The organism is Sporomusa rhizae, from assembly GCF_041428845.1.
In the GTDB taxonomy this organism is placed as follows: domain Bacteria; phylum Bacillota; class Negativicutes; order Sporomusales; family Sporomusaceae; genus Sporomusa; species Sporomusa rhizae.
On record NZ_CP156925.1, the window covers coordinates 4,441,266 to 4,467,459 of the forward strand.

Below are 26,194 nucleotides of genomic sequence, written 5' to 3' on the forward strand. Positions count from 1 at the left end.
ATAAACTCCTTCTACCGTCTAAAGTCCGGTTCTTACCGAATCGATGTATTTGTGGCTTCCAGAGGCCAGTCAAGCGTATTGATCGTATTAAGATATCTAAGGTAAGCCACAATTGCTTCAGCCTCTGGCTCAGACACCCCGACATGACGCTTCTTCCTGGCTCCCGTCAGTAGCGGTGATTGCGTTAAATAGTCCTTAAGCTCTTTATCGCCTGTTTTATCATACACCTTGGTAAGGTCTCCCCCCAAATACCCACCATTACCAAAGACAGTATGGCATTCGATGCAGGCATTTTTCTGAAAGACCAATTTGCCCTGTACTGCGTCAGGGGGGATAGGGTACGCCGCATCAGCATTGAGGATGGAGTTATAAACAAGAAAAGCAAAGAGACTCATTGTTGCCAATAAGAGGCTTACGAATGCGTAAAATTTAACCAATGTCATCCCCTCTTTTATATTATTTCCGTATTTTTCTAAAGTAGCCTCCACATCTTACTTATCCCGGGAGGTCTTTATCGAGGTTTAATCCTGCAATAAATGTAAAATACTACTAGCAAAAAAAACCGCTAAGGAATACTACTATGCAAATTATCATAACTGATATCCAATGGTTGCTGCTCCTGCTCCTTGCACTGGTTTTCGCCTTGATGGCGGCGGTGATTTTAGCCAAACCGGTTTTGCGCTATTTCATTAACCGCGTCAATGATGACGCCCTATCCAAACTGCTTACAGACAAGTATGAACAAAATCTTGCCGAACTACTTCCCTCATTGCAACGCTTTTCTGTTTTAAATTTAATCGAACTAAGCTTACGGGCCGAAACCGGCAAAGCAATCGGAAGACCTTTAGGATCTCCTAAGCAACTTCTTGGCTATGATAACTTATTGTTTACTCCCAAACAAATGACGAAATTCTCCTTGCCGGAAAATGCCAAAGTAGATCTGAGCGTTACGCTTGGCCCTAATGCAACAAAACCATTAACCATCCAAATCCCCCTTATGATCGGTGGCATGGCCTATGGTTTAGCACTTAGCGAAGAAGCTAAACTGGCTTTGGCCAAAGCATCAAAAACAGTACAAACGGCTACTAATTCCGGCGAAGGCCCTTTTTTGCCGGAAGAACCGTTAGTTGCCGGAAAGTTTATTTTACAAATTGGCCGCTGGTCTTGGGGCGGACGAACCGATCAGGAAATTGCCACCGCCGATATGTTAGAGGTTCAAATGGGACAAGGGGCCGATATGGGCACCTCGCGCATAGAAGCCAAAGATCTCGAGGGCAGAGCCCGCATACTGGGAGGCTTAGCTCCTGGCGAACCGGCTATCGCCCTGCCTGCACCGCCCGGAGTTCAAACACCTGAAGACTGGCCTGCTTTTATGCAAAACTTACGGCAAAGGGCCAACGGTATTCCCATAGGCCTAAAACTGATGGCAACCGATCGCCTGGAAGAAGAACTAGCCGTTGCGGTGAATTTAGGCTTTGACGCGGTTATACTGGATGGTTCGGACGGCGGCTCCCACGCAACAGTTCCCATTAAACAGGATGATCTTGGCGTACCCAATATCTACACGTTAGTGCGGGCGAAACGTTATTTAGAGGGCACGCAGATTAGCTTAGTGGTGGCCGGTAGATTTTTCACACCGGGTCAGTGTCTTAAAGCGTTGGCCCTAGGGGCAGATGCCATTTATTTAGGTACTATTCCCCTTTTAGCGCTCGCCCATAACCAAGTTACTAAAGTAGCTCCCTGGGAACCACCGACCACATTGGTGTATTATAATTCGCCAACCAAAACCCAGCTTAATATCGGGCAGGCTGCTACCTCTGTAGCCAATGTACTGACTGCAATGGTTGCCGAGATGGAAGAAACCATGCAGGCCTTAGGTAAGGCTTCTTTGAAAGAGCTCAGCCCGGACGACCTTGTTGCCTTAGATGCTACTACTGCCAGGATTACAGGAGTTAAGCTGGAAGTTCATTCCGCTAAGATGCAATAGCAGTGGTTTAAAACCATACGAAACTGCTGATACTACCAGCAAATGTAAATACAGCTTGCGCCTTTAGGACAAGGCACAAGCTGCTATTACTGAAAATTCATTGAGGAATATTATTATGCCATTCATTATAGCCAATTGGCAAATTTTAATACTACTGCTTCTTTTATTGGCATTGGTACTGGTGGTGACACTGCTTTTCGCTAAGCCGGTTTTGCGTTATAGCATGAATCGCATTACGGATGATGTGTTAGCCAAATTGTTCACTGAAGAGTATGACCAGAATCTGGCCGAACTTTATCCGTCATTGAAGCGCTTGTCGGTCTTAAATTTAGTAGAAACGAGCTTACGGGCCGAGTCGGGAAAAGTTATAGGAAGACCCTTAGGCTCTCCCAGGCATTTCTTCGGCTATGATAACCTGATGTTTTCACCCCGGCAAATGACAAGCTTCTCCTTGCCCGAAAACGCTAAAATTGATCTGAGCGTAACCCTCGGACCCAAGGCAGAAAAACCAATGACAATAAAAATCCCGCTTATGATTGGTGGTATGGCCTATGGTACGGCTCTTAGCGAGGAAGCCAAACTAGCGTTAGCCAGAGCTTCCAAAAAACTAAAAACGGCCACAAATTCCGGCGAAGGCCCTTTTCTCCCCGAAGAACCCAAAGAAGCCGGCAAATTCATTTTACAAATTTGCCGCTGGTCCTGGGGCGGGCGAACCAACAAGCAAATTGCCGCCTCTCATATGCTGGAAGTTCAAATGGGGCAAGGCGGTAACCTGGGAGCATCGCGCGTAGAGGCTTCAGAGATTGCGGGCAGAGCCCGCCTGCTCGCGGGGCTAGCTCCCGGTGAACCGGCTATCAGTCTACTCGGTCCGCCCGGGCTAAAAAGTCCGGAAGACTGGCCTGTCTTTATGGAAGGATTACGGCAAAGAGCCAACGGCATTCCCATAGCGCTAAAAATAATGGCAACTGATAACCTCGAACAAGAGTTAGCCGTTGCCGCAGTACTAGGCTTTGATGTTATAGCTATTGATGGGGCAGAAGGCGGGTCCCATGCATCAGCACCTACTAAACAGGATGACTTGGGATTACCCAGCTTAAATGCTTTGATACGAGCAAAGCGTTTTTTAAAAAACAGCCGGATTAGTTTAATCATAGCTGGTGGTTATTTTACTCCTGGACAGTGCCTGAAAGCGCTGGCGCTCGGAGCCGATGCCATCTACCTGGGTACCATACCTCTTTTTGCCCTGGTACATAACCAAATTCCAAAAGCAGCCCCCTGGGAGCCGCCTACTACCCTCGTATATTACACTTCACCGACCAAAACACAGCTTGATATCGATACGGCGGCTACCAGCGTAACAAACGCACTGACGTCCATGGTTTTAGAAATGGAAGAGGCTATGCGGGCCTTAGGAAAATCCTCTTTAAAAGAGCTTGGTCCTGATGACCTTATTGCTTTGGATTCCATCACAGCGGAAATAACGGGAGTGAAACAAGTATTTGATATTACAACAGCCCCCAAATAATCAGGAAGGCGAAAATTAAGCAGTAAAACAAAAAGCATAAACTGCATCAAACTCGCAATTTATGCTTCCAGTGTTAAAATTTTTCACTCTTGTTAGGTCTTACAAGATGTTACCTATTAAAATCGAACTTTATCGGCAGCCGAAACGTGGCGTCCAATACCAAGCTCCTCTTTACTCATCCCCAATGCCATACCAATAAGCTGCGGCAAATGCAAAACGGGGATTTCAACATTAGTCTTCGCTGCTTCCCTTCCCTCAGGCTGATACATATCAAGCTGCATCTGGCACAAAGGACAAGGAGTAACCACTAACTCAGCCCCAGCCTTTGCAGCGCTATCCACAGCCTGGCCGGTTACTTTCATTACGTCTTTTTCCGCCGTCCAAAAAGCATGGAAGCCACAGCATTTCAACCTAAAATCAAAGGTTACTGCCTGAGCGCCAAGTAAGCCGATTATTTTTTCCAGCGACTGAGGATTCAAAGAGTCTTCATAATTCATAATGGTCGGCGGACGCAGCAAATGGCAGCCATAATACCCGGCTACTTTTAAATCGCTAAGCGGTTTAGCCACTTTGCCTTCGAATAACTGTGGATTAGAGGCAAGCACCCATAAGAGATGGGTAATTTCCGCCGTCCCCTTATACTCATAACCGGACTTTGCCAATATGGCATTGACCTTGCTTTTCAGTTTTCCATCATGATCCAGAGTGTCTTTGGCACGTCGTAATTGCAGGGTGCAGGTATTGCACACCGTCATAACCGGCAACCCCATGCTTTCCGCAATAGCCAAGTTACGGGCATTAATTGCCAGCGCCGTAATCTCATCAACATCCTGCAGGTGGGATGCACCACAGCACGTCCAGCTTGGGATTTCAACAAGTTCGATCCCCAAAGCTTCCGTTACTTTTACAGTTGACAAAAACGCTTCGCTTGCAGCCCCCCGGAGAACACAACCAGGAAAAAATGCGTATTTCATTACTTCTCCTCCTTTGCCGCCGCCATGATCGTACGTACCTTTTCAATTTCCGGAATAGCTTCGTGTTTTTCAAGCGGGGCCAGCTTGCCGGCTCTCATCAACCGGTAAGCAACAGGAATACGAAGTGCCGATTTTAGCCCTTCCGTTTTAAGACCCAATTTCATTTCATCAAGGCGTCCTGTATCACGAACGTCATCATAGAAAGCCTGCGCATGGTCAGAGCCTGCATTGCTCGATAACTTTTTCTTAAAGGTGGCAATGCGCAGTTTTTCTATATCCTCTGCCGGATTAAGACCTTTCGGACATTTGGAGCCGCATTCCTGGCAGTTCATACATTTCCACAGCCCCTCTTTGACCGCAGGGTCTAAATGAGCTACCGGATCTTTATCACGGGAATCGGCAACAAATTTCTGCGCCCTGGCGAAAACAAACGGATCAAGAAAATCACTGGAATCGGCAGTACTTTTGTTACATTCCGAAACACAAGACCCACATAAAATGCATTCCGAATTTTTATTATACTTTTTAAAATCTTCCTTTGATTGTTTACAGCCGGTCGTAGCACTAAATTCATCTTTAGGCTGCAGCGCCGGTTTAATTTTCTTTAATTTATCATACTTAGGTTTCCAGTCTACCATTAAATCGCGTAAAACTGTAAAATTGGCCAGCGGTCCTACGGTAAGAACTTCACTGTTATAACGTTTTACCAACTCGGCCACCGACGCTTCACAGGCCAGCAGTGCATTGCCATTTACCCGCACACCGCAAGCACCGCAGATACTGGAGCGGCACGAAGCGGTAAACGTCAGAGTTGGATCCATTGTTTCCTTAATTTTCATCAAGGCCGCAAGAACAGTCATTCCGGTTTCCACTTCGACGCGATAATCCTGGGTCCATTGTTTACCATTTAAAAATCGCTGAACTTTTAACGTAATCTGCATGATTAGTACTTCCTCTCTACCGGCTTATATTTGGCAATTACCACCGGACGATAATCAGTTTTAAAGGTGTTACCTTCTTTACTAATCAAGGTATGCTGCAAGAACTTCTGATCGTCCCGTTTCGGGAAATCCGGACGGGAATGACTGCCCCGGCTTTCTTTACGGGCAATGCCTCCCATTACAATAGCTTTAGCTATTTCAAGGAGGTTGCCAATTTCTACATAATTCATAAATGCTGTATTACAGGTACGGCTGGCGTCGCCAACAAAGCAATTCTTATATTCTTCCTGCAAACCGTCAATATCCCGTAAGGCTTGCTGCAAACCGGACTCTGTACGGAAAATGCCGGCATTATTCCACATGGTCATTGCCATCTTATCCCGGATGGAAGCAACCGAAACGCCACTGTTTTTACCTGCGACTTCGTCGAACTTCTTATTCCAGCGATCAACTGCCGCCTGGAGCTTTTCTTTAGAACCTTCATAACCCGCATTTTTTGCATACTGGACAGCTCCTGCTCCCGCCGTTTTGCCAAACACAAGCACTTCACTTAAAGAATTAGCACCCAAACGGTTAGCTCCGTGTACAGAAATACAGGAACATTCACCTGCGGCAAAGACACCGGGAACCTTCGTAGCACAAGTCTTATAATCGATTACATCAATGCCTCCCATGGAATAGTGGCATGTCCCTCTGATCGGCACAGGCTTTTCTAAAATATCAACGCCCTCAAATTGCTTTGCCAGTTGGTAAACCTGGAACAGCCGCTCCATGATCCGCTCTTTGGGAATATGCCGGAAATCCAAATATACAGCGGCATTTAGCCCCTCACCAATACCTCGTCCCGCCAATATTTCCTTTTCTATTGACTGACACACCAGGTCACGCGGTCCTAATTCCATCGCCTGGGGCGCGTAGTTGGCCATAAAGCGCTCGCCATTTTTATTTAGCAGATAAGCGCCTTCACTACGGCTGGATTCTGACAGCAATACCCCATTAACGGCGAGTCCCGTAGGATGGAACTGCACCATTTCCGGATCTTTGATGGGAATACCGATATTGAGGCAAGCGGCAATACCATCACCTGTCGAACTGTATGGATTTGTTGTCCGTACCCAATAGGCACGGCCATAACCGCCGGTTGCTACAATAACTGTTTTAGCCGGAACTGACAGCATATTGCCGCTGCGCATATCTATGGCAACTACGCCATTCAGTTTGCCATTTTCAGTTACAATTTCGAGAAGCTGACACTCTGAAATGAAATCAATGTCATGTTTCAGGCATTGTTCAAACATGGTATGTAATACGGCATGTCCTGATATATCGGCCGAATAGGCCGCCCGGGCATAAGTACTGCCACCCATTTTGCGCTGGTGGAAACGTCCATCCTCCTGGCGGTTAAAGGCAATGCCAAAATAATCAAGTTCAAACAGAGTTTCTGCCGCCTGTTCAGTAAAATACGCTACGGCATCCTGGTCGCACAGGTAATCCGCACCTTTTACCGTATCAAAAGCATGAGCCTCCGGTGAGTCCTTGTCATCAGTAACCCTGGAAGCACCGTTGATTCCCCCCTGGGCCATTGTCGTTGCCGAACGGGTAGGAACCATTTTGGTCATTACGGCTACTTTAAGACCTTTTTCCTTGGCAGCCTCTAATGCCGCCCGCATCCCGGCGCCGCCACTGCCGATAATCAGCACATCATACATTGCCGTGCCATTGCGTACCGTCGCAGGTATATTATCACCAAACCAGTGGAAGTAAGCTCCAGCCACAACTGCAGCTCCTGCTGTCGCACCAATTTTAAGAAATGTACGCCGCGTCATTTTTTCCACAATCATCCACCCACTTTGTTAATTGGTTACAATTAATATTGCATCACTACATTTTACTCTTTTATTGCCTAAATGTGAAATATTTATTTTTTATTAAAGATTATAAGAAAAAAATATATTTTTAAAAATACACCCCATCGAGTCAAAGAACGGCAAATTGTGTGAAAATACTATAGGTATTTCAGTAAAAGTAAATTGTTTATCACTTAGATCATCTGAAATATAAAAACCAAGAACTAGTTTTTTTAAGTCAAGGTTAGTTCTTGGTTTTTATATTTTCTACGTGCAAACCTACTGCGCTATTCTTCTAAACCGTGGCTCTTCTTCCACCCGCACCACCTGATCAATATAGGCGAATTCCGGTCGCTCCTTTTCGCCTCGTCTTACGGCATACAAATGTTGCCGGCCCCAATCGTTTATGAGTAAATACTCTTGCCCACTTTCCGTAATGAGCATTGTTAATTTGATTGGCCTAACTTCGGCACATTCAATTTCTTTATCCGCTATATGCAGCGTCACCATACTGAATACCCCCCTTTTTAAGAACGGAGGCTCTATGCCCTCCTGTAATGACCCATGATTGGGATTTTTACAGGAGGAAATTAAAAAGAATCACATACGCAGGATTATTCACCCTACACATGCGATCCTATCGTTTGTTGCTACAGTATCAAGATACAGGACAACTAGCAGAACCCGCCAGCGTGTCCCACCAAACCGTATCAAGATATACTCAAGCGATTATTGCATGCAGTCGCTCAGCCCCTGCTCTACACGCCAATCCTTATATCCCATTTACCAAAACTTGTAATCAAGATAGCAAACAGGTATAATAAGATTGTCGTCGTGGACAGTTCGCTGTTGCGTGTAGGTGTCACGTCACCTGCTCGCGCCGATAGGTGCTGTAACACCTATTGGTCACGGCGACTTTACTTTTTAATTTCCACCTATTTCTAATAGTGCGCACGTTGTGCGCTTCATATATATTTCACAGAAATCATCGCTCCTGCGTTGCGATGTAAGACAACCGACTTACCTCATGCGAAAGCCGCTGGGGGACAATAGCATGTCGGTAAAGTCAGGATTAGACAGCAACTGCTATCGAGTAGCCTGGCGAGTCAGGCCATATATGGTAAAGCCTGTGGGCTGAATCCGGATCTGTGGCTGTATAGGCGCCGCCGGACGAAAACTCCGGTATCAATGGGTATCTCCAATATTTATTAGATTGGATATAAGCAGGCCTATTGACGCACCTGTGGTAAGCGGGGTAACGACCAACCGGGTACCTACGTATGGAGACACTATATGGAGCTGTCAAACGTGACCTGCCTAAGTACCGACTGACGGTATATGGCAGAGAGCCCTAATAGTAGCTTAACGGCCTTCTGTAATGGAAGGCACATGGTGAAGGGGGGCAGTATTCCAAGTTCCAACCTTGAAAGAAGTTGCTTTGGATGGAGCAATCAAAACTCATGGAAAGACTGGAAGGTTATCGTCCTCCAATCGACGATAACTCATTTGGAATATGGAGAGCCGTATGCGGTGAAAGTCGCTTGTACGGTTCGGGAAGGGGCAGATTACTTTGCTAATCTGCCTATTTCATATAGTATCTTTTTACATGAATTGCAAGTAGATAAAGCAAAAAATACTAAATTGTCCATGAGTCGGGGGACGGTTCCCTGACTCATTGCATTCTTTGAATTATGTTTCTACCAACGCCCAATATTTCCGCTATTTGTCGCACTGATAAACTTGTCTTAACTTTTAATTTCATTATTAATTCATTTCGTATTTGTATATTTGATGCATTCTTTATTTCTTCTAAAGATACATTATGTTTTCGTAATTGCTCAGTTATGTACTCTTTTGCCTCTTGTTCATTTTGTATTGTTTTATTTAGCTTTTCATCTTCTTTATATTCAATAAAAGTATCCTGGTTCTCCTGTCGAGAAAAAGTTTTGAATAACTCCAGTGCTTTTTCTCGGTCACAAGAAAACATTCCTAGTATAACTTCTTCATCAATAATATCTTTTGCATAGTGGCACTTACCCACATAAAAACCATAACTACTCCATTTATATGCTTCCGCCTTTTTCACTACATTAGCTTTTACTGGATTGTTATGTATATATCTCACTGCCGACAGTAAATATCCGTCATCTTCTATTGCCTCGCTCTTGAATCTATCCTGAAAGAGATGCCCTACTCTGCCATACTTTTTGTTGAAGTAGTAGGCATAGCTTATATTTATTTTCTTCATTATCTGCGATATTGTTTCGTCACCTTCATTTATCAAAAGATGAACATGATTTGCCATTAGGCAGTAAGCATATATTGAATAGTTTTGATTCTGTTTTTTCTCTTTTAAGATATCTATAAATCTTATCTTATCATCGTCATCAAGGAAGATTTGTCTTCTCTCATTTCCTCTAATCATTACGTGATATATTTTACTCTCACTTCTTTTCCGGCTTTCCCTCGGCATCTTTTTTCACCCCTTTTATTGTTATTTTATGCCAAAAAAAGGAATGAGTCAAGGAACCGTCCCTGTAATATGTAGTTGAGGGATTATCCATTTTGAGGGCTTAGATAAATCCGAACATTACTTCCTGTTATAATACTTTTGAAGGATGTTAATTTAACCGTCCCAGGGAAGATTCTTATCTATACCCGTCTCAGAGTCTACTACTCCATTCACAAAGTATATACGTTTAGGCTGGTTGGGGTTTACTATTCCCGTTTCACGCGCAAGGATGTAAGCTTTGTTGTCTGAATGGATAATCCTTCAATCTACTATTAAGGAGGTCTTATGAGTCAGCAATATCCCGTTGTAGGAATTGATGTCGCTAAAAGCTTTTGCTTTTACGCAATTTTAACACCTAGTGGCGAGCAGTTTATGAAATCCTTCAAAGCTTTTAATGATAAAGATGGTTTGGACTTTGTTCTTCGCCAAATAAAAAAAGTGGAGCATGCTTTTAATCGCAAGCCAGCAATCGTCCTAGAATCGACTGGCCACTATTCTCAACGCATCGTCCACTTTTTCTGTAATCGAGGATTTAAGGTTTTTCTCATCAATCCTCTTATTTCCCATTCTATCAAATCTTCTCTAATTCGCAAAGTAAAAACAGATAAAGTGGATGCCGAAGAATTGGCTCGGCTTTTTTTCCTGCGACCATTACAGGAGTTTGCGAAACAGGAGGATTATTGTTTTAGTTTAAAAACACTTTCCCGAGCGGCGGTTCTACTTTCGGAGCAGCGAGTGACCATGATTAATCAGCTCACTGCTGCAGTAGAACAAGTCATGCCGGCATATACCCGGGTTTTCTCGAATGTAGCTTCGGATACTTCACTAAAATTGCTGATAAAGTATTCTTCGCCGCATGCCTTACAGCAGGCTCCAAAAGATGAGATAGTTAGCCTAATTCGTATTTTTCACATCGTGGTTTGAAATATAGTCAAACCAAATATGAGTTGTTGTTAAAATGTGCCGAGTAGTCAAAATCAATAGGTATCTTAGTAGAAGGATTATATGAGGTAATCCTAATCTATGCCACTAATTTGAAGCATATCAATGAGCAGATTAAACAATTAGAGGCAAAGATTGATAGTTTGTCTATTCATATACCTGCTATAGATCTTCTCGCAACCATCCCTGGTATTGGCAAAAAACTAGCTCATATTCTTGCCAGTGAAATTGGCGATATTAATCGTTTTAATAATGCAAAGCAACTGGTTGCATATTGTGGAATAGATCCATCGGTAAAACAATCCGGGAATTTTAACGGAACGAAGAACCGAATTACCAAAAGAGGTTCTCCTTTTATAAGAAAAGCATTATATATTGCCGCTACTGTCGTGATACGCCAAGGCGTTAATTCTGTTCTACTTTCGTATTATCAGCAAAAGGTTCAAACCAAGGCGAAGAAACAAGCACTAGGTGCAATTATGAATAAGCTAATCAGGATTATATATTCTGTTTTAAAAAATGAGAAGCCTTTTGAACTCATTACACCAGAAGAACAAGAAAAACGATATAAAAATGCTTTAAAACTTGCTTCTTAGAGACGAACTATAAAAACAGTCCTCTCAGAAATGTTCGCTTTTCTGAAAGGACTGTTTCGTATGAGCATTTTTTGAAAACGATTGTTTTAATATTTCTCTTGACTTTAGTTAGCTGGACTCTGACTCACAAAAAACCGCCGAAAGGAACTGATTACAATCGTGATATAATGTCTGAGGGAGATGAGCGCAAATGAATAAAACAATAGTTGAGGATTGGGAGTTTACAATTTCGGTTATCCGGCAAAACCCTTGCAGGATGGGTTTTGAAGTTGACGATACTTTTTACTGCAAGTATGAATGCCCGGCAGGCTTTTGTCCAAAAACAATGGCGGTATTGCATAGTCTTTGCGAAGCCGCCCGCGCCGGTGGGGATTATACTTTGCTCGGTGGACAAGCTAAAAATCAGATCGATTTTTTCTGTGCAGATGGTGTTATTCAGTTCCGGTTAATTGCCAATCATATCGGATAGTCATTTATGCCCACCCACGTTATACCTTTACCTTTTTGGGTAGAGGCTTTTTGTGTTGTTTTTTTCCCATGCACAAATTTGTTTTGATTCCCTATTGACTTTTAATAGTTAGTCTTTTCTTGTATTTTATGCCAGAAAGGCGTGAGTCAAGGAACCGTCCCCTGACTCACGCTTTAAGAAGTTTCTCTTATTCTTGTTTAGAAATGTACCAGTACGAAAAACCAACCACAAGTGCACCGCCAACAAAATTGCCCAGGGTTACAACAACAAGGTTATAAATAAACCCGCCTACCGACACGCCTGCAGTTGCCGGTGCCAAGAGCGCGGCAGCCAGTAGTGTCATGTTGGCCACACTATGTTCAAAACCGGTAGTAATAAAGGCGAACAGACACCAGAATACCATGATAAGTTTACCGACTTCCTCTTTTAGGCGGAAAGAACACCACAGAGCTAAGCACACCAATATGTTGCAAAGTACGCCCCGGAAGAAAAGCTCCATCCAGGGCAACGTCATTTTGGTTTGGGCCGCTTTCCCCATAAACGCTGCCGTACTGCCTGTCGCCAGTCCGGCAGCCACAAACAACGCAGCCAACAGGACAGACCCTAACAAGTTCCCGGTAAAGCTGTAGAAGTATACCTGGAGTGAATCGCGAAAATTTACTTTTCCTTCCAGATTACCCACTGTCATAATCATATTGTTGCCTGTAAACAGTTCCGAGCCGGCCATTATCACCAGACTTAACGCAATACCGAAGGACATGCCCATAACAATTCGGACTGCCGGCGAATTCGCCTGAGCCAACAAGCCACCAATGGTAAAAATTAATAAAATTCCGAAACCCACATACATACCGGCCAAAGCCGAAGCCAGCAGGTACTTGCTTTTGCTTTGCCGCAGAAAGTCAGCTTTTTTTTGGGCGGCCGCACTTAGTTTGACAATTTCTTCGTAATACATAAATTTCCTCCGCTCATTAAGCTATAACTACCTTTTTCTTGTCGACGTAAAATGTTTCAGGAGTTATTATGAGTATAACCAAAAAACAGCGGGAGAGTCTGTGATACGAGTCACAATTGTGCACAAATTTTATTGGAGAAGCCTTTCGCCACCCATCGGACATAGGAACAGCCAGGATGTCTTTTCGAAAAATAGAAAAGTCTCCTGGCTGTTTTTTATCCGATGACTAAGTCGCTGGATAAGGTCGACTAAGCTTCAGATGGGGTTAAACCCCCACCTGAAGCTAAGTCTCTCTTTATACTATTTTAGTTGTCCAGTTCTCAACGTTCCAGACAGTGGTTACCCAGTCCTCATAGAAATCAGGTTCGTGAGAAACCAGCAGTACGGTACCTTTGAATTCCATGAGCGCCCGTTTAAGTTCGGCCTTAGCTTCCATATCAAGGTGGTTTGTCGGTTCGTCAAGCACGAGCCAGTTAATATCCTTAAGCATAAGCTTGCATAACCGGACTTTGGCATTCTCACCGCCACTTAGCACCATCATCTGACTGGTGATGTGCTCATTGGTCAAACCACAGCGGGCTAACGCCGCACGCACTTCAAAGTTGGTCAAGCCCGGGTATTCATCCCATACTTCTTCCATGGCTGTTTTGCTATTATCCCGGCTTGATTCCTGTTCAAAGTAACCCGGGAACAGATAGTCGCCGAGGATAACTTTGCCGTCAACCGGCTGGATATAGCCCAACAATGTTTTTAACAATGTGGATTTTCCCAAACCGTTAACACCACGAATAGCAACCTTCTGGCCGCGCTCTAAGGTAATATCTACAGGCTTGGTGAGTGGCTCGTCGTAACCCAGGACCAGGTTTTTGGCTTCGACAATAAAGCGGCTGGGAGTCCGGGCTTCCCGGAACTGGAATGTAGGCTTCGGTTTTTCACGGGGCTTTTCCATGATCTCCATTTTATCCAGCCGCTTTTGACGGCTGTTAGCCATGCCTCTTGTCGCCACCCGCGCCTTGTTACGGGCAATAAAGTCCTCCAAGCGTTCGACTTCCTGCTGCTGGCGTTCAAAAGCCCGCGCTTCCTGGCTCTTTCTAACAGAGTACATCTGCTGGAACTGTTCATAGTTGCCGGTATAACGGGTAAGCACAGCATTTTCCACATGGTAAATAACATTTACCACGTCATTGAGAAACGGAATGTCATGGGATACCAGGATAAAACTGTTCTCGTAATTTTTCAGATACTTCTTAAGCCATTCAATATGCTCAAAATCAAGATAGTTGGTAGGCTCATCCAAAATCAGAATCGTAGGGTTTTGCAGCAGCAGCTTGGTTAATAAAACCTTGGTACGCTGACCACCGCTTAGATCGGTAACATCCCGGTCGAGGCCGATATCTCCCAGCCCCAAGCCGTTAGCCACTTCCTCGATTTTGGCATCAATCATATAGAAGCCGCCGTGCTCAAGCATATCCTGCAATTCGCCGACTTCTTCCATCATTTTTTCTACTTCTTCCGGGGTTGCGTCCCCCATTTTGTCATACAGTCCCAGCATTTCGGCTTCCAGATCAAACATGTTCTGAAAAGCTTCTCTTAGTACATCGCGGATAGTTTTGCCTTTGGTCAGCACTGAATGCTGGTCAAGGTAACCTACGGTTACACGGTTAGACCATTCTACTTTACCCTCGTCAGGCATCAACTGACCGGTAATAATATTTAGAAATGTCGATTTACCTTCACCATTCGCACCGATAAGACCAACATGCTCTCCTTTCAGCAGACGGAAGGAAGCATCGGTAAGAATGGTTCTGGCACCAAATCCATGGGATACGTTTTCAACTGTTAAAACACTCATAATTACTACTCCTGCGTAATATTTAAGCCAATACCTTTATATTCTAGCGCAAGCGCCCTCTACTGTCAAAACCCATTTTTAAAAAGATTTATTTTATCTGTATAGTGTATTGCCCCAGTGTGGATGTGGTTTGTGCAATTATTTATCTAATTATCACAAAAATAAACAGATCGGTGTTGTATTTATCGTTTAAATGAAAGAATTGTATATTTTGTTATTACAAGCCTCTGCCTATTGCACATTTTTACACTTTAGAGTTATAATTTTACATATTGTAGGAGAGGAGATATACATATGCTAGAACTGAATATTGGGGTCATTGTCGCCTTTATTGTTTATTTAGGGGCAATGATGTCCATTGGCATCTATTATTGGCGCAAAGAGCAAAATATGTCTGACTACATATTGGGCGGCCGTCAGCTGGGTGCATGGGTTACTTCTATGAGCGCCGAAGCTTCCGATATGAGCGGCTGGATGCTTATGGGCTTGCCCGGGTACGCTTATGTGGCCGGCTTGGGAGCAGGTTGGATTGCTCTTGGCCTCATGCTGGGAACCTGGGTTAACTGGCAGTTTGTTGCAAAAAGACTGCGCCAATACACAGAGATTGCTAATGATTCACTGACTATGCCTGATTACTTCCAAAACAGGTTCCGGGACACTTCCCAAATTCTCCGGGTGATATCTGCCGTATTTATTCTTATTTTCTTCCTAATATATACGTCTTCCGGTTTTGTCGCCGGCGGAAAATTGTTTAACACGGTATTTGGTATCCCGTACACCTGGGCCATGATTCTTGGTGCTTCTGTTGTCGTGTTTTATACCTTTCTTGGTGGCTTTATGGCTGTCTGCTGGACAGACTTTGTGCAAGGCGTCATGATGTTTTTTGCCATCCTGGCTGTGCCGATTACAGCCTCGTTCATGATGGGCGGTCCGGCTACAACTGTTCAGGCTTTATCCACCTTGAATGCGGAAATGTTTAATCCATTTACCACGCCTGAGGGCAAACCACTTTCGCTTATTGCTATCATTTCTTTATTAGCATGGGGACTTGGCTATTTTGGTCAACCGCATATTCTTGTCCGGTTTATGGCGATTCGTGCCTCCTCAGAACTAAAGCAGGCTACCAACATTGCTATGACTTGGGTCATCCTGTCACTGGCGGCAGCCGTTTTAGTCGGTATGGTTGGCCGGGTATACCTGCAGCAGCCGCTGGAAGGTTCGGCCGTGGAAACAGTCTTCATGGTAATGACCGATACCTTGTTTTCCAGCTTTTTCTCGGGTCTGATTCTTTCCGCTGTGTTGGCAGCTATTATGAGTACGGCTTCCTCTCAGCTGTTAGTTACGGCGTCAGCGGTATCACAAGATTTTTATAAGTCACTGATTCATAAACAAGCCGGTGAAAAAGAGCTCGTCTGGATCAGTCGCGCGACCGTCATTGTCGTGTCAATTATCGCAGTACTTATCGGCCTTGATCCCAATAATTTCGTACTGGATATGGTTGCTTACGCCTGGGCCGGGTTTGGCGCGGCATTCGGCCCCACGCTGGTTATATCACTGTTCTGGAACCGTATGACCAGAAACGGCGCACTGGCCGGCATTATCGTCGGCGGTATCACCGTCCTTGTCTGGAAGCAATTAGCACTGCTTGGACTATACGAGATTGTTCCCGGATTTATCTTCTCCTGTATAGCCATCTATGTTGTAAGCTTACTGGATACTCCGCCGTCAAAAGAAATCCTTGATGAGTTTGAAACAGTTAATAAAAGCCAAATTTAATACCGATACAAAGAGCGGGATTGCTTGGTACCAACCAAACAATCCCGTTTGCATTCATAAACAAACAAGCCGCTATGCTTCCGTCTCTATCCAGACGAAGTACTAGCGGCTTTTCTTACTTTATACTATACTCTCTGCAAAAACGCTTTTGTCCGGGGGTGCGACGGTGAACCAAACACGGCTTCCGGTGTCCCCTGTTCTACGATCTCACCATTGTCCATAAAGATAACGCGGTTAGCCACTTCCCGGGCAAAGGCCATTTCGTGAGTAACTACAATCATAGTCATATGCTCTTCAGCCAGTTTGCGCATCGCTTTTAGCACCTCGCCGGTAAGTTCAGGGTCCAGCGCCGAAGTGGGCTCGTCAAACAGCATAATATCCGGATTCATAGCCAGCGCCCGCGCAATCGCCACGCGCTGTTTCTGACCGCCTGACAATCTTGACGGAAAGACATCCCGCTTTTCAGCTAAACCAACTTTACGCAGCAGTTCTTCAGCCTGAGGTATGATTTCTTCCCGTTTAACCCCCTTTACTGTAATGGGGGCTTCAACGAGATTTTCCAATACTGTGAGATGCGGGAACAGGTTAAATTGCTGAAACACCATTCCCATCTTGCGGCAAATCTGCCGTGCCTCGGCTTCCACGGCATAGCGCACTTGACCGTCGGTGCCGCCGGTTACCAAGGTTTCACCTTCAATTTCAATAGTTCCCCGGTCAATGGTCTCCAACCTGTTCAGGCAGCGTAAAAACGTACTTTTGCCTGAGCCCGAAGGGCCGATAATAGCGATAACTTCGCCTTTATCCACGGTAAGCGAAATACCTTTTAGCACTTCCAGGTCGTTAAACTGTTTATGAATGTCGATAGCCTTAATCATATTCATGGCTTTATACCCCTACTCATCATATACGGCATAGCGCTTTTCCAGCTTCTGAAACGCCCAGGTCAGCACCAGTGTCATAAGTAAATACACAATTGCGGCAACAATAAACGGCATTGTATTAAAATCACGCTGTACAATTGCCCGGGTTGTCCGCAGCAAGTCGTTCATAGCCAAAACATAGATAAGCGAAGTATCTTTGACCAGCGTAATTGTCTCATTGCTTACCGGCGGCAGCACTCGTTTGATAACCTGCGGCAACACGATGCGTTTCATCGTCTGCACATACGTCATGCCCAGGACTTTCGCGCCTTCGTATTGACCACGGTCAATAGACTGAATGCCTGCCCGGAATATTTCTGCGAAATAGGCCGCATAGTTTAAAACAAAAGCCAGCACGGCAGCCGGGAAATCTGGAAGCCGCACACCGATATAAGGCAATAACGGCAGACCGAAATAAATAAACAACAGTTGCAGCATCAGGGGGGTACCCCTAAACAGCCAAATATAAACCCCGACAGCGCCGCTCAGGGCCTTGAACCGTGAAATACGGGCCAAGGCCAGGAGCAAACCGAGCGGCAATGAGAGAATAATAGTTGTAAAAAACATTTGCAGTGTTACTACAGTGCCTTCAAGGAGCGGCGGTAGAATTCCCAATATATAGTCCATTTATTATATCCTTACTTTACGATATCTTCACCAAACCATTGTTTGGAAATCTTGGCGGAAGTACCGTCTTTTTTCATTTCATCAAGAGCTTTTTGCAATTTCGCTAACAGTTCTTTATCTTCTTTACGCAGACCAACGCCATATTCTTCAGAACCGAAGTTTTCCGTAAGAACGTTATATTCACCGGGTTTTTTCGCTATATAGTACCGTCCAACAATCTCATCAACAACAACCGCATCAAGACGTCCGGTTTTTAAGTCCATAAGGGCGGCTACATTGTCGCCATATTTTTTCAGTTCTTTGAACGATTTCATCGTTGCTGCGTCTTTTTCAATTGCCTCCACGCTGCTGCTGCCTTCCTGGGTACCCACTACTTTATCGGCCAGATCGGCTTTATTCTTAAGTGGCGAATTAGCAGCTACAACAATGATTTGGCGATTTTCCATATAGGGGTTGGTAAATGAGATGTTCTCTTTCCGCTTCTCCGTAATTGTCAGACCATTCCACAACACGTCAACCCGTTTGCCGTTTAGTTCGGCTTCTTTACTGTTCCAGTCAATCGGTTTGAATTCCACTTCCATGCCCAGACGTTTCGAAGCTTCTTTGGCCATATCAACATCAAAACCTACGATATTATTTTTATCATCACGGAAGCCCATCGGCGGAAAGTTGTCATCAAGCCCCACCACAACTTTTCTCTTCTCTGTCCCGCCACAGCCGGCAACCAGCATACCGGCTAGCAGTACTACCATCATGATAGCTATTAACTTTTTCACTCTCAATTCCTCCACTCACTAAAATCTATTTCTATTGTACTTTAACGTATTAAAGTTGGGAAGTAATAAAAAGAGCCGTTTTTGCAAACGGCTTGGCATTTTGTATTGAAAATCTCCTATTTACAGCGTTAATCGCACTGTTTTGCCCTTATCACAAGGTAATTACTTGCGTTGCTTCCAGGCTTGATAATACCGGTGTATCACGGTTCCAATAGCCAAAGCGGCAAATAAGTCTGATATCCATTGCCATTCGGAATCACCGCGCATATATACGTATCCTATGAAAACGACTATGATTAGTAAGCCTCGAATTTTGTCCATGAAATGTTCCATTATAAATAAAGGGCCTATAAAGCCCTCCCTCCCTATCTAACATTATAATGACAACCCGCTCCGCTAAGCAATACTAAAGGCTCTTTTAAAAATTACTCTGTACAAACAGCTTGTACGGCGGGTTGGCCTACGCCAATACTTTTAGCGGCTTATGCGGACCTGAGCCACCTCGAACCTCGTAACTTCAATCTCTTTGGTCCTATAAGCAGAGTTGCAAATATGACGCAGATAGGCAGAAATGTTTACTAAATGGCGCATGGATTTCATTGCCTTCCCCTTCTAGCGTAAAGATAGTACTACTATTATACAAAAAATAAACCACATAGTCGATTGGAATATTTAGGGTTACCATGGCAGACCCTATGTTGCGGCAAAAAAAAGAGAACGCTCACGCGTCCTCTGCTTGCTTCATCGATGTATCATCAGCATCAACTTTTTCATTTGGCAAATTCAGTGCATTATTTATCGCTTCAGCGGTAGATTCACCATCTGTATCGTTCTCAGTTACTGTCATAATCGAATATGTACCCATTCTAATCTGCCCGTTACTATATCGTGCAGGTTCTTTATGTCCCTCGTGTAAAGCCTGTGCAAGACTCCCGGCAATGAGATAAGCACGCTCTTTAGCTGATTTTCCGGCAGCGGTGACTGGTTTTACCACCGGTTTCTTAGCAAGAAAAACCCATTCATCGTGTACGGTAACAAGATTGCCGCTATACGCAGTAACAAACTTCATATTATTTTCGATTCGTTCTTTGTTGCTGGGATGTTCTTCCGGGCTTAGGATTTCACCAAGAAGCGACACATGCTTATCGCCGTATTTCTCCAGGAATTTTTGAAAGCTGCCGGCAATCCCGGCGGGATTATATCCCGCTGCCGTCGCTGTGCGCATGCCATAATTGTCCGCAGCCCATTCATGCGACCGGCCAAATCCTTTAGTTGTGATTTGCTGAAAGGCAATGCCTGCTCCTATCTTCGACATAGAATTATTGTTATTCCGCAGATATTGATTGAATAAAACTGCCGTCCATAATTGTCCGTTTATGGAATCCAATAAATGCGCCCCGATTGAGTGGCCGTACTCATGAGCCAAGATGGCCGCCAGTTCATCTTCATCGCCATTTAGCATATCGACCATGCCCCGGGTAACGGCAATGTTTCCGCCAAGTCCGGCAAAAGCATTAGGCTGTTTTTGTTTTATTACGAACACCGAATAGTCTAGTTCAACTTTATTTTGTTTCTTAATTTGCTGCAGCAATCGATTGGAGACGTTAACGCAAAATTCGTTGGCTTCTGTATCAGGGTCAAGACCATATTTCTTAACAATGTCATTATATTGACTCTGTTTTTGTGCCTTCTCCCATTTACGGTCTAATAACCAGACTTTTGCTTGAGCGGCCGGGATGAATACAATTTGGGAAACAAGTGCCAGTAATACTGCAAATCCGGTTACTTTTCTCATCTAAATTCCCCCTGGTCCATGGCAAAGATATCCATAACCTACCGCAAAGTAGATGATAGATATTTCGCTCTCCTAAAGGCTAAATCCTGCTAGTAATAACAAATTCTGCACTCATCCCCATCGAATTACTGCATTGGCAAACCGCCTCAGTGACTAATAGGCACCGACGCTTCGCACGGCACTCCGGTCTGACACTTGCCGCAGCCATATCTGGGACTAAACCGTGCGGCCGTATGATCGAGAAATTTAGCACAAGTTTCATTATTTTTACCCGATTCATCAATAGCCCGTACGGGACAACGTTTCATACAAACTCCACATTTAGTGCAATATTCATCATAGGCTTGGTAACTGCGGACTGTAGCCATAATGGGTGCAGTAACAATAATGCTTCCTAACCGTCCTGCGGCACCGGCTTTGGTAATAAATGACCGGCTGAGGCTAAAGGTTCCCAGACCAGCCACATAGGCTACATGCCGTTCAGACCAGTTGCTTTTCCGGCTGACTACGGCATGCCTGTCGTCAAGCCCCGGTGCAACAGCCTGGTATCCTTCTGTTTCAAACATCTTTACCAGATATTTGCGCAAAGCAACATTTACCATTTCGCCTTCAATTCGCGCATACAGCCATTCCACAGCAGGCATGTCACCCTCCCTGTTTGCCTGGCGAACCGCCTGCGAAAACGGCAAAAAATACGATACTACCGCCTTGGCACCCGGCAGCCATTCGCAAGGTGATAAATGCTGCGGTCCGACGGCGATCTCATCCTTTAAGACTTCAAACAACTCATCATCGGCATGGGCTATACCGATAAGCGGCTTAGCATAAATGGCGGACAATCCTATTTCTGCCGCAGCATTTAGCGGCGTTGTAGCTATGAACTGATCTATAGCATGATCGATTGTATCTAAGTCCAAGTTCTCTCCTCCGTTTCCAGATAATATCCCTTTTTATTTTTCTTTGCCTCTACCTACTTACCCTGCCTAGTAGAAAATAAAATCGAGACTGCTTATCGTGCTTAATTCTTCGGTAGGTTTAACTGAGCAGCCGCCTCCCGGGTAACTGGTGGGAATTTTTCCCTTTACACCGTCAATTTTGCACTAACTAAATAAACGTTTTTTGCTGTAGCAAAACTGCTCAACTATACATAGATTATAATAAATATACCCCTTACTTTATGGGATTGGAGGCACACACATATGGGAGGATTCGGTGGCTTTGGAGGCCGAGGCTTTGGTGGTTGTTTTATAATAATTATCATTATTCTTTTGCTGTTCTTCTGCTGCGATAATGATTTTAGCCCGACCTGTTAAGTAATTTTTCCTTTCGCCAAAACCAAGCGTTACATTCTGTTTATCTCCTTTATCGAAAAGCCGTTCACTGTGAACGGCTTTTCCCCTTCCTTCCCGCTTTACGCCATCAACTAGCCGCATCCTTCGGGGGTGCGGCTTTCCTATTTATGGCCGCTCACGACGCAAAATAACCTTAAACTTTGTGTTATAAGGTCTGGAATTTCTACTTCTAATGCAATAAGTTTAGGTTTAATGATGAAAGATTATTTGGTATTTCCCTTTACTCACAAATTGGAGCCCAGTCTATCAAAGCTGGAGGCAAATATAAATGCTATTAAAGAACAGGAAAAACCAAAGTCCCCGACACGTGTCAGGGCTTTGGTTTTTTAGACTCAGTTTAACTTTTACCTATACAACTAAACCAACTGGGTAGACCAAACGACAGGACAGTCCCGTTAAAATTTCAATTTCTTATTCCAGCAAGATTTTAAGCATCTTTTCCCGATTATTAATAAATTCCCGCATAATGGTATAATGCTCTGTCTGCTCATACTTGCAAACGGCAAATCCATCCCGAGTCAATTGTAATATTGTCGCATCAGGATAGGCCATGATAATGGGTGAATGGGTAGTTATTATAAATTGTGAATCCTGCCTGACCAAATCATGAATCCTGGAAATCATCGCCATCTGCCGTAATGGCGACAGCGCCGATTCGGGTTCGTCCAGAATATACAAGCCCTGCCCGCCAAACCGGTGCATGAAGGTGGCAAAAAACGCCTCACCATGAGATTGTTCGTGCAGTGAGCGCCCGCCATAAGAATTAATTATCCTTGCCCCAATCCCCTCACGGTCAAGCTCTTCTATATTTGTCGCTAAATTATAGAAGCTTTCCGCTCGAAAAAAGAAACCGTTCCGCGGCTTCCTAATCCCCTTAATCAGACGGATATATTGATACAAATCGGAGTGGGAAGGTCTTGATGAGAAACTAAAATTAATAGTGCCGCCTTCGGGATTAAACCCCCAGGCTACGGCAATTGCCTCCAGCAGGGTAGATTTACCTGTACCATTTTCCCCGACAATCATCGTAACTTTCGGGTGAAAATCGATAGCCTCCATATCCCGGAATGCAGGCAGGCAAAAAGGGTATTCGTCAAAGGAATGTACCCTTTCCCGCTCTACACTCATACTGCGTAAATACGCGCCGCGATTCAGCATAAACGTTCTCCTTATTTCGGGTCCTCCAGCCATTTACCTGTTTCCGCGCCAATTTCCCTGATATTATGAAGCAAAGCCTCCAAGGGAGTTACGCTGGCCGTGCTTGTTGAATTGTTGTTGAAATATATAATCTTTCCATTAGCTGTATCATACACAGTTTGCTGCAGCGTTATATAATATAAATTTCGTTCATTTTTTAGCTTATGGGCGCTTATTTCCGGCACGATCAGCCAGCGGCAGCCCATTTCGGCTGCCCGTTTCAGCGGCAAAGGTTCCGCGTCGGCATCGGCAAAAACAGCATTGGGCAGCAGTAGGCGATAATTATCCACCACTCCTTGCTGCATATACCAAAACTCCGACTTCAGATCTTCGGTCAGATAATTTTTCGCCGGCATAACATATACCTTGGCCGTATTGCCAGTGACTGCAGATTGTGGAATTAATTCCGCCTGACCTTCCTGCTCTGCTTGCTCGCGTTTTTGGTAAAAGTTCTTAATTGCCGTATCTAAATAGCCTACCATTGCATGTTGGCCTTTGTGAGTCTTGTCGGAGCTAACCCACTTAACTTCACGGCCAAATTGTTTGTAATCTGACAATGTCTGCAGCACACCTGTTACCGGGTCACCATCGATAACCACCCGCGTCACACGCAGCTTCGGCGAAGCCACATCAACAAACGCCTGGTTCCCAACCGCCGGTGCTCCGAAGGAAATTACTTCTACTTGTTCGGGTTTAACCCCCATACTTAATAGCCTTGCCCCAGTCAGAGTTGCTACCGCCCCGCCCAGGCTATGCCCGGTCAAATATATTTTTCGGTCCGCGTTCTCCAGCAACAGCTCAGTCAGCAATTTGCCGCGATTATCATGTTCTGCCGATTTGGCTTTAAGCGCGGTTTGTACATAGTTATGAAACCCTAAATGCACCTTGGGCTCAGAATCGGGAATATTCTTCAGGGCCGCACTTGCGGTAAACTCCTCCAGGGTATGCCCGGCAAAATATACTCGATGCATCTTTAGATCGGTCTTGATATTTTTACTTGTTTCAGTACCGACAATTGCCAATAGGTAGATTGGCTGGCTACCGTCGCCCAGCTCTTTTTTAGCGATCAAAAACCGTGCATCATCCAACTCACCCGGCTGTATATATGGCTCTATCTCCCAGCCATCTTGTTTAAGGTATTCGGTGGAAAGTTTTCCTGCCCTGTCATTATAAATAGCCAGACAGGCGCGTGCCGCCACTAATAAAGACTGCGCTTCCTTGTAATCTTCTCTAGCGCCCGCAAAAGCAAGCATGGGGACCAAACACAATACCAGCAGCAATATTTTACTGATTGAAGGTAATATTCGTTTCATATACTCACCTAACTACAGTTTTCTTACTATCAGTTTCTGACAAAAATCAACTAAAGTCAAGTCTTCTTGTATTTTCAAAACCTATTTTCTCAACAGCATCAACGTTAAACAACGCAGGCTTCCCCCGCCTGCCAACAACGCCTCCGGATGAAATTCGATAACATTTACCCCTTTGCCGGCCAAAATCCGCTTAGTTTTGGCACTAAGGGCAATATCATAGTGAATTAAATTGTTATTATCAATAGGTACAAACGAACAAGCCCAGTTTTGCTGTTCATGCTCAGACACGGCAATAAGTTCCAGATTCCGTTCAAACATAAACTGCCGAAAGTCCGCAATTTCCTGCCGCCCCTCACGGGTAATATGCCAGGCGCTCCGGATAGCCGGCAGGTAAGCAAGCGCCAGATTGCTGTTAACTTTACCAAACAACATATCGGCATGCATATACCGCCTGGCTTTGTAAACATCTACATAGACTATTTCATTAAAGAGCGTTAACCCCTGCGGCAGAAAATTTTCGACAGAAACTGCTTTGTGCCGTTCGGTACAAGCGATCAAAGCAGTTTGGGGCGATAGTGCCAGGAAACCTTCAAATTGATCGAGTTCACTAAACTCAAAGCAGACAGGCACTCCCAAATTAATTAACGCCTCTTTAACTACAAGCTCTTCGCCGGCTCGCCCATACCCCATCTTGGACAGCACGGCTCCCTGCTTGGTAATAACGGCCGTATCATGCATATAAGTCAGACTGGCTAACTCCTCGAGCCTGGTACGCTCATTCTGGACAAAGTCGGCCAGTTCATACACCCGGACTCCCTGCTGCTGCAAAAGCTTTTTATAGTTTTCCTGCTCTGCCCAATATTTTTCCGGCACAGGCACCGTATCGAACAAGTAGTACCCGGCCGTAATATCATTGATATTGCTGATCGCGATTGCCGGCACATGCAGCATAGCTGCCTGCAACCGCCCAAAGGTCTCAGTGCCAAAAGCCGTTAACGGAACATGCGTCATTTCGTCCATCCCCCTTGCGCTCCATGTCATATATACGTTAGAGTGCCAAGAATAGTCTATAGCTATGCTTTAGGTTACTTCTAGCTCAGAAACACCAAATATAAAAGCCAGAACCCTGGAACGAGTTCTGGCCGCGACACTATTTGCTAATTTACTTAGGTTGTTCTATCGTGATTTTCTTAATTACCACATCTTGGACAGGCTTATCCTGTGCACTCGTTTTTACTTTGCCTATGGCCTTAACAACATCCATCCCCTCAATGACCTTGCCGAACACGGCATGCTTGTTGTCAAGCCAGGGAGTTGCTTTAAGGGTTATAAAAAATTGGGAACCACCGGTATTAGGGCCGGCATTGGCCATGGAGATAACCCCTTCGGTATGCCTAAGGTCGCTGTTGAACTCATCAGGAATAGTATAGCCCGGTCCGCCGGTACCGTTACCCTTGGGATCGCCACCTTGGATCATAAAGTCATCGATCACCCGGTGAAAAATCAATCCGTTATAGAAGCCTTTGTTAACAAGGGTAATAAAATTTTTGGATGTCTGTGGAGCCTTATCTTCCGCCAATTCAACCCGGAAATTGCCCATCGAGGTTTCAAACAGCGCCACACTGTTCTTCTTAGCAGTTACATCCGTTGTTGTTTTCGGGGTACTCTCAGCCTGATTGGGCGTAACAGGGTTATTGCCCGCGCACCCGGCAGTAAGCATTACCAGCAAAGTAACCATAACTGCCAAAATTGTGCACATTTTTTTCATAATGTTCACTCCGTTTCCTACGAATATCCAGAATTAGTATACCATACCCTGCATCCAAGTAAAAGCAAAA

24 protein-coding genes are annotated in these 26,194 nt (G+C 44.7%); 6 read left to right on the forward strand and 18 right to left on the reverse strand.

Annotated elements, in window-relative coordinates; translation table 11 throughout:
- Positions 1-32: 32 nt before the first annotated feature.
- Complete coding sequence (locus SRRS_RS20950) at positions 33-488, reverse strand: c-type cytochrome (RefSeq protein ID WP_371363272.1); 456 nt, start codon at positions 486-488, stop codon at positions 33-35.
- Between the two features lie 92 nt (positions 489-580).
- Between SRRS_RS20950 and SRRS_RS20955 the strand changes: the two genes are divergently transcribed.
- Complete coding sequence (locus tag SRRS_RS20955) at positions 581-1,987, forward strand: FMN-binding glutamate synthase family protein (RefSeq protein ID WP_371363273.1); 1,407 nt, start codon at positions 581-583, stop codon at positions 1,985-1,987.
- A 115-nt stretch (positions 1,988-2,102) separates the two neighbouring features.
- Positions 2,103-3,512, forward strand: coding sequence for an FMN-binding glutamate synthase family protein (locus SRRS_RS20960; RefSeq protein WP_371363275.1), 1,410 nt, complete (start codon positions 2,103-2,105; stop codon positions 3,510-3,512).
- 116 nt (positions 3,513-3,628) lie between these two features.
- Here the strand turns inward: SRRS_RS20960 and SRRS_RS20965 are convergent, their stop codons facing one another.
- The 5 genes from SRRS_RS20965 to SRRS_RS20985 form a co-directional block, all read right to left on the reverse strand.
- The gene (locus SRRS_RS20965) at positions 3,629-4,486 is read right to left on the reverse strand and encodes a CoB--CoM heterodisulfide reductase iron-sulfur subunit B family protein (RefSeq protein WP_371363276.1); all 858 of its coding nucleotides are present in this window, start codon (positions 4,484-4,486) and stop codon (positions 3,629-3,631) included.
- Positions 4,486-5,427 (reverse strand): succinate dehydrogenase/fumarate reductase iron-sulfur subunit, encoded by a 942-nt coding sequence (locus SRRS_RS20970; RefSeq protein ID WP_371363278.1) that lies wholly within the window; start codon positions 5,425-5,427, stop codon positions 4,486-4,488. The genes SRRS_RS20965 and SRRS_RS20970 overlap by 1 nt, the downstream gene beginning before the upstream one ends.
- Before the next feature lie 2 nt (positions 5,428-5,429).
- Positions 5,430-7,253: an FAD-dependent oxidoreductase gene (locus tag SRRS_RS20975; protein ID WP_371369903.1), complete on the reverse strand. Its 1,824-nt coding sequence runs from the start codon at positions 7,251-7,253 to the stop codon at positions 5,430-5,432.
- A 300-nt stretch (positions 7,254-7,553) separates the two neighbouring features.
- A complete protein-coding gene (locus tag SRRS_RS20980) occupies positions 7,554-7,784 on the reverse strand; it encodes a hypothetical protein (RefSeq protein ID WP_371363279.1) in 231 nt (76 codons plus the stop codon).
- 1,162 nt (positions 7,785-8,946) lie between these two features.
- Complete coding sequence (locus tag SRRS_RS20985; RefSeq protein WP_371363280.1) at positions 8,947-9,747, reverse strand: transposase; 801 nt, start codon at positions 9,745-9,747, stop codon at positions 8,947-8,949.
- A gap of 324 nt (positions 9,748-10,071) precedes the next feature.
- On the opposite strand from SRRS_RS20985, the gene SRRS_RS20990 reads away from it, so the two are divergent.
- The 3 genes from SRRS_RS20990 to SRRS_RS21000 all read left to right on the forward strand — a co-directional run bounded on the left by SRRS_RS20990 (position 10,072) and on the right by SRRS_RS21000 (position 11,793).
- Positions 10,072-10,710: an IS110 family transposase gene (locus tag SRRS_RS20990; protein ID WP_371363281.1), complete on the forward strand. Its 639-nt coding sequence runs from the start codon at positions 10,072-10,074 to the stop codon at positions 10,708-10,710.
- A gap of 95 nt (positions 10,711-10,805) precedes the next feature.
- Positions 10,806-11,324 (forward strand): IS110 family transposase, encoded by a 519-nt coding sequence (locus tag SRRS_RS20995; protein ID WP_371369904.1) that lies wholly within the window; start codon positions 10,806-10,808, stop codon positions 11,322-11,324.
- A 190-nt stretch (positions 11,325-11,514) separates the two neighbouring features.
- Positions 11,515-11,793: a TIGR04076 family protein gene (locus SRRS_RS21000; RefSeq protein ID WP_371363282.1), complete on the forward strand. Its 279-nt coding sequence runs from the start codon at positions 11,515-11,517 to the stop codon at positions 11,791-11,793.
- 187 nt (positions 11,794-11,980) lie between these two features.
- Here SRRS_RS21000 and SRRS_RS21005 read toward each other — a convergent pair whose 3' ends face one another.
- Positions 11,981-12,748, reverse strand: a complete 768-nt coding sequence (locus tag SRRS_RS21005) for a formate/nitrite transporter family protein (protein ID WP_371363283.1) — start codon at positions 12,746-12,748, stop codon at positions 11,981-11,983.
- A gap of 295 nt (positions 12,749-13,043) precedes the next feature.
- The gene (locus tag SRRS_RS21010; RefSeq protein WP_371363285.1) at positions 13,044-14,600 is read right to left on the reverse strand and encodes an ABC-F family ATP-binding cassette domain-containing protein; all 1,557 of its coding nucleotides are present in this window, start codon (positions 14,598-14,600) and stop codon (positions 13,044-13,046) included.
- Between the two features lie 294 nt (positions 14,601-14,894).
- Between SRRS_RS21010 and putP the strand changes: the two genes are divergently transcribed.
- A complete protein-coding gene (gene putP / locus SRRS_RS21015) occupies positions 14,895-16,376 on the forward strand; it encodes a sodium/proline symporter PutP (protein WP_371363287.1) in 1,482 nt (493 codons plus the stop codon).
- A 125-nt stretch (positions 16,377-16,501) separates the two neighbouring features.
- Here the strand turns inward: putP and SRRS_RS21020 are convergent, their stop codons facing one another.
- The 10 genes from SRRS_RS21020 to SRRS_RS21065 all read right to left on the reverse strand — a co-directional run bounded on the left by SRRS_RS21020 (position 16,502) and on the right by SRRS_RS21065 (position 26,124).
- Positions 16,502-17,251, reverse strand: a complete 750-nt coding sequence (locus SRRS_RS21020) for an amino acid ABC transporter ATP-binding protein (protein ID WP_371369905.1) — start codon at positions 17,249-17,251, stop codon at positions 16,502-16,504.
- Between the two features lie 18 nt (positions 17,252-17,269).
- A complete protein-coding gene (locus SRRS_RS21025) occupies positions 17,270-17,923 on the reverse strand; it encodes an amino acid ABC transporter permease (RefSeq protein WP_371363288.1) in 654 nt (217 codons plus the stop codon).
- 11 nt (positions 17,924-17,934) lie between these two features.
- Positions 17,935-18,699 (reverse strand): amino acid ABC transporter substrate-binding protein, encoded by a 765-nt coding sequence (locus tag SRRS_RS21030; RefSeq protein WP_371363290.1) that lies wholly within the window; start codon positions 18,697-18,699, stop codon positions 17,935-17,937.
- A gap of 721 nt (positions 18,700-19,420) precedes the next feature.
- Positions 19,421-20,494, reverse strand: coding sequence for a M48 family metallopeptidase (locus SRRS_RS21035; RefSeq protein WP_371363292.1), 1,074 nt, complete (start codon positions 20,492-20,494; stop codon positions 19,421-19,423).
- Between the two features lie 146 nt (positions 20,495-20,640).
- Positions 20,641-21,411, reverse strand: a complete 771-nt coding sequence (locus SRRS_RS21040) for a 4Fe-4S binding protein (protein WP_371363294.1) — start codon at positions 21,409-21,411, stop codon at positions 20,641-20,643.
- Between the two features lie 258 nt (positions 21,412-21,669).
- The gene (locus tag SRRS_RS21045; RefSeq protein WP_371369952.1) at positions 21,670-21,927 is read right to left on the reverse strand and encodes a hypothetical protein; all 258 of its coding nucleotides are present in this window, start codon (positions 21,925-21,927) and stop codon (positions 21,670-21,672) included.
- A 330-nt stretch (positions 21,928-22,257) separates the two neighbouring features.
- The gene (locus SRRS_RS21050; RefSeq protein WP_371363295.1) at positions 22,258-23,004 is read right to left on the reverse strand and encodes an AAA family ATPase; all 747 of its coding nucleotides are present in this window, start codon (positions 23,002-23,004) and stop codon (positions 22,258-22,260) included.
- A gap of 11 nt (positions 23,005-23,015) precedes the next feature.
- Positions 23,016-24,356, reverse strand: a complete 1,341-nt coding sequence (locus SRRS_RS21055; RefSeq protein ID WP_371363296.1) for a lipase family protein — start codon at positions 24,354-24,356, stop codon at positions 23,016-23,018.
- Positions 24,357-24,437: 81 nt separating this feature from the next.
- Positions 24,438-25,367: an arginine deiminase family protein gene (locus SRRS_RS21060; protein WP_371363297.1), complete on the reverse strand. Its 930-nt coding sequence runs from the start codon at positions 25,365-25,367 to the stop codon at positions 24,438-24,440.
- Positions 25,368-25,518: 151 nt separating this feature from the next.
- Complete coding sequence (locus SRRS_RS21065; RefSeq protein WP_371363298.1) at positions 25,519-26,124, reverse strand: peptidylprolyl isomerase; 606 nt, start codon at positions 26,122-26,124, stop codon at positions 25,519-25,521.
- Positions 26,125-26,194: the final 70 nt, after the last annotated feature.